This window comes from Janibacter sp. CFPM2_SD2, from assembly GCF_057364645.1.
The window spans coordinates 1-4,804 of the sequence record NZ_JBNFOF010000224.1 but is presented as its reverse complement, the minus strand read 5'-3'; the positions used below and the strand labels follow the sequence as shown (position 1 = coordinate 4,804).

Here is a 4,804-nt window from a genome sequence, read left to right as displayed (position 1 = left end):
CGCGATCTCGCGCCACCGGGGGGCCGTGGCCGGCCCGCGGCCCGGCGAGGGGCGTGGGCGATCTCGTGGAGCACGGTGTCGCGCACCTGCTCGGGCGAGTGCAGCTCGGTGAGCGGGCCGCTCAGCCCGATGGTGCGATCGGCCGAACGGCACACCCCGGCACGTCGCTTGGCCCGGTCGACGACGAGATGCCAGCCCTGCAGGCCGTGCTCGTCCATGAGCCCCCGTGCCATCTCGCGTGCCGCCCCGATCTCCATGTGCAGGAGCGTAGGCGCTGGGTCGCACGCCTCCCGACCACGCGATGACCTGGGGACGACCCCCTTCGCCGGTGGGAGCCTGTGGACAGTCACGCCGGGAATAGGTGCGCTGTGCACGGGGTTGCCGACGGGTGTGATCCCGAAGCTCTCCCTCCTCGACCTGGCCACCGTGGGCCGCGACCAGCCGATCAGCGAGGCGCTCGCCGACACCGTCACCCTCGCGCAGCGCGCGGACGACCTCGGGGTCTTCGAGCGCCTCTGGTTTGCCGAGCACCACAACATGTCGCGCATCGCCTCCGCGGCGACCTCCGTCCTCATCGCGCACATCGCCTCGCGCACCGAGCGGATCCGCGTCGGCTCCGGCGGCATCATGCTGCCCAACCACTCGCCGCTCGTCATCGCCGAGCAGTTCGGCACCCTCGCCGAGCTCCACCCCGGCCGCATCGACCTGGGTCTCGGACGCGCCCCCCGGCACCGACGGCCAGACCCTGCGCGCGCTGCGCACCGACCCGCGCGCCGCCGAGGCCTTCCCGCAGGACGTCCGCGAGCTGCAGGGATACCTCGCCGACGAGTCGCAGGTCGACGGGATCCACGCCTACCCCGGCCGCGGCACCCGCGTGCCGCTCTACATCCTCGGCTCCTCGCTCTTCGGAGCCCAGCTCGCCGCCGCCTACGGCCTGCCCTATGCCTTCGCGTCCCACTTCGCGCCCGACGCCCTCGAGCAGGCCGTGCGGGTCTACCGCGAGCGCTTCACCCCGAGCGAGCAGCTGCAGCAGCCGCACGTCATCGCGGCGCTCAACGTCATCGCCGCCGACGACTCCGCCGAGGCCGCCGAGTCCGCCGACCGGGTCCTGCGGGCCCGGGTGCGGATGCTCGCCGGCCGGGTCGGCTCGGGCAGCCTCGACGAGGAGATGGTCACGGCGCTCATGGACACCCACGTCGGTGCCCAGGCCCGCCACATGCTCACCCACACGGTCGTCGGCAACCCCGACGAGGTGGCCCGCGGGCTGGCCGACTTCGCCGCCCTCGCCGACGCCGACGAGCTGATCATGACCAACCCCGCCCCGGAGCTGGCGCAGCGGATCCGCACCCTCGAGATCGTCGCCGGGCTCCGCGAGACCGGGAGCTGACCCCCCTTCGACCCTCCTGACGAAGTCCTGACGGCGCCTGCCCGATCCTTGACGGCGCGAGGATGGAGTCGTGGTGCGGGCGCCGCATAGCGTCCCAGTCACGAAGGCGATACGACCGTGTCGCCGGGTGATGAAGGGAAACGCCACATGAAGCGCACCACCACACGCGCTGCAACCGTCCTGGGTATCGCGGCCACGATCTCGATGGGAGCGGCGAGCCTCGGCTACGCCGACGGGAGCGACGAGCCGACCTACCAGGAGTACAAGGCACAGACCTACCAGGACCCGACGGACCAGCAGTACATCGTCAACGGGGACATCCCGCTGGCGGGGGAGAAGCAGCTGCGCGAGTTCTACCAGGAGCTCGTCAACCCCCAGTACGAGAGCCAGCTCATCGTCAACACGGTCTACGGCAAGGACGACGTGTGGAGCGCCACCCAGGCGCAGAACCTCACCTACTGCGTGAGTGACCGCTTCGGCTCCGACAAGGCGGCGATCGTCAGCGCGATGCAGGCCGGCGGCAACCAGTGGGAGTCCGCGAGCTCGGGTGTCGACTTCACCTACGACTCGAGCCAGGACGCCAGCTGCACGACGCGCAACTCCAACGTGCTCTTCTCCGTGGAGCCGGTGAGCGGGGCGAGCTACGTCGCCCGCGCCTTCTTCCCGAGCACCGCGAAGTCGACCCGCAACGTCCTGATCAACACCGACCAGATCTTCTCCTCCGGCTGGGCCGCGCAGAACGTGCTGGCCCACGAGCTCGGCCACGCCCTCGGCTTCCGCCACGAGCACACCCGCCCCGAGGCCGGTACCTGCTTCGAGGACAACAACTGGCGTCCGCTGACGCCCTACGACTCGTCGTCGATCATGCACTACCCCCAGTGCAACGGATCGTCCGACGACCTGAGCATGACCGCGGCGGATCGCGAGGGGATCCGCTCGGTCTACGGTTCCTGAGCCTCTCCCCCCAGCTCGGGAACCACCCTGGGAAGGGATACCCCCTTCGCCCCGGATTTCCTCCCCCGCGAAGGGGGGCGTCCTGTCTCCGGGGGTGCCCCACCCTCGCCTGACCGCACCCTGACGAAGTCCCGACGATGGTGGTCGGATCCTTACCCGACGCTGGTCCGCGAGGGCCCTTCACGGTCATACATTCCCTTCACCCGGATGGCGCGACCGCGCCTCCGACGAGACGAAGGATGACCAGATGAAGCGTGTTGCGAGCGTGCTGGCGATTGCCGCCACCGTGTCGATGGGCGCCATGAGCGTCAGCAACGCCGCGTCGAGCGACGAGCCGACGTACGACGAGTTCAAGACGCAGACCTACCAGGACGCGGACCGCCAGTACATCGTCAACGGCGACATCCCGCTGGAGGGCGAGAAGCAGCTGCGCGAGTTCTACCAGGAGCTCGTCGCGCCGCAGCAGAGCGATGCTCTGATCGTCAACACCGTCTACGGCAAGGACGACGTCTGGACCGCGACGCAGGCCAAGAACCTGACCTACTGCGTCAGCACGAAGTTCGGCTCCGACCACGGCCGCGTCCGTGACGCGATGGCCAGCGGTGCGGCGCAGTGGGAGTCCGCCTCCTCCGGGGTGAACTTCACCTACGTCTCCAGCCAGGACAAGAGCTGCACCACGCGCAACAACAACGTCGTCTTCTCGGTCGAGCCGACCAACACGACGCAGTACATCGCGCGGGCCTTCTTCCCGAGCACGTCCAAGCGCAGCCGCAACGTCCTCGTGAGCACCAGCCAGCTCTTCAACGCCGGCTCGTGGACCCCGAGCAACATCCTCGCCCACGAGCTCGGCCACACGCTCGGCTTCCGTCACGAGCACACCCGCCCCGAGTCGGGCACGTGCTTCGAGGACAACAACTGGCGTCCGCTGACCCCCTACGACTCGGCGTCGATCATGCACTACCCGCAGTGCAACGGGTCGAGCGACGACCTGAGCATGACCGCGTCGGACCGTGAGGGCATCCGCTCGGTCTACGGCTCCTGACGCACCCCTGGGGCACTCGGCGCCCCCTTCGTCACGGCTCCTCCCCGTGACGAAGGGGGCGTCCGCGTCTGCCCCCGCGGCCGGGGTGGTTCTCGATCCCTGAGGTGCGAGGCCGCCGCGGCCGGGGTGGTTCTCGATCCCTGAGGTGCGAGGCCGCCCGCGGCCGAGCCTCGAAGGGCACGATGGGGGCATGGACGAGATCGAGGCCTTCTGGCAGCGCGCGCAGCAGCACGCCGACCTCGCGCAGGTCAGCTCCTACACCGGGGTCAACCCGCTCGCGGTGATCCGCCCGCCGGCATGGGCCTTCGGGGCGACGCCCGACCAGGCCGACGAGCTGCTCGAGCTCGTCCTCGCCGGGGACAAGACGGCGACCGCTTCAGCGCTCTGGGACTACGAGGCCGAAGGGGAGGACCTGCCCACCGAGGGCACGCTCGGCATCGTGGTCGACGGCTCGGGCCGCCCGCGGGCGCTCGTCGTGACGACCCGGGTGCGGGTGGTCCCCTTCGACGAGGTCGATGCCGACCACGCCCGGGCGGAGGGCGAGGGGGACCGCTCGCTCGAGCACTGGCGGCAGGTCCACGAGCGGTTCTTCACCGAGCACCCGAGCCACGACCGCGCCTTCGCCCGCGACATGCCCGTCGTCCTCGAGGAGCTGCGGGTGCTGCACGCGGAGTAGCCCGCGTCAGACCCGGTGCCGCAGCCCGGTCGCCCGCTGGGTGCGCCGGGTGACCGCGGCCCGCACGGCCTCGACCGAGCCGACGAGCGTCACCGACTCCTGGGCGCGGGTGATCGCGGTGTAGAGCAGCTCGCGGGTGAGCAGGCGAGAGTCGGCGTCGGGCAGGAGCACGGTGACCGATCGCGCCTGGCTGCCCTGGCTCTTGTGGATCGTCAGCGCGTGGGCGGTGTCGACGTCACCGAGCGTCGAGGCGGCGTGGACGATCGGGGCGTCCGGCTCGCCGAAGACCCCGACGACGCGGTGGTCGGCCCGCAGCGCCATGACGCCGGTGTCGCCGTTGAAGAGGCCCAGGCCCCGGTCGTTGGTCGTCACGAGCAGCGGCCGGCCGACGACCTGGCGACCGAGGTGGTCGCTCGACTCGGCGAGCCAGCGCTCGACCCGATCGTTCCACGGCCCGACGCCCCACGGTCCGTCGCGGTGGGCGCACAGCAGCCGGTGCTCGCCGAGCTCGCGGAGAACGTCGGCGTAGCGGCCCGCGAGGGCGAGGTCGCGCAGCCGCTCGGCGTGGGTGAGCAGCCGGGGGCGCAGGGCCTCGTCGGCCTCGATGACGTCGTCGACCGGCAGGTGCTCGACCGGGCCACCCGGGCCGGCCTGCGCGAGCCAGCTCGAGCACCCGGTCGGCGTCGCCGACGCGCACGCCCTCGGCGAGGCGCCGATCTCGTGGCCGAAGCGTGCGAGGTCTGCA

Annotated in this window: 5 protein-coding genes and 1 pseudogene; 4 read left to right on the top strand and 2 right to left on the bottom strand. The window is 71.1% G+C overall.

The window, feature by feature from the left end; translation table 11 throughout:
* Positions 1 to 257 (bottom strand): SprT-like domain-containing protein (locus AC2W7J_RS15910; RefSeq protein ID WP_485983591.1); only part of this gene is annotated, 257 nt, incomplete at its 3' end.
* Between the two features lie 136 nt (positions 258 to 393).
* Between AC2W7J_RS15910 and AC2W7J_RS15905 the strand changes: the two are divergent.
* The 4 genes and pseudogenes from AC2W7J_RS15905 to AC2W7J_RS15890 all read left to right on the top strand — a co-directional run bounded on the left by AC2W7J_RS15905 (position 394) and on the right by AC2W7J_RS15890 (position 4,059).
* Positions 394 to 1,387, top strand: a pseudogene (locus AC2W7J_RS15905) (LLM class flavin-dependent oxidoreductase).
* Positions 1,388 to 1,534: 147 nt separating this feature from the next.
* The gene (locus AC2W7J_RS15900; RefSeq protein WP_421007859.1) at positions 1,535 to 2,341 is read left to right on the top strand and encodes a M57 family metalloprotease; all 807 of its coding nucleotides are present in this window, start codon (positions 1,535 to 1,537) and stop codon (positions 2,339 to 2,341) included.
* Between the two features lie 247 nt (positions 2,342 to 2,588).
* On the top strand, positions 2,589 to 3,383 hold the full coding sequence (locus AC2W7J_RS15895) for a M57 family metalloprotease (protein ID WP_485983589.1): 795 nt from the start codon (positions 2,589 to 2,591) through the stop codon (positions 3,381 to 3,383).
* A gap of 190 nt (positions 3,384 to 3,573) precedes the next feature.
* Entirely contained in the window at positions 3,574 to 4,059 is a 486-nt protein-coding gene (locus AC2W7J_RS15890; RefSeq protein WP_255184733.1) for an ASCH domain-containing protein, read from the top strand.
* Between the two features lie 6 nt (positions 4,060 to 4,065).
* On the opposite strand, the gene AC2W7J_RS15885 is transcribed toward AC2W7J_RS15890, so the two are convergent.
* Positions 4,066 to 4,804: ATP-binding domain-containing protein (locus AC2W7J_RS15885; RefSeq protein WP_485983586.1), on the bottom strand; the 739-nt coding region annotated here is incomplete at its 5' end.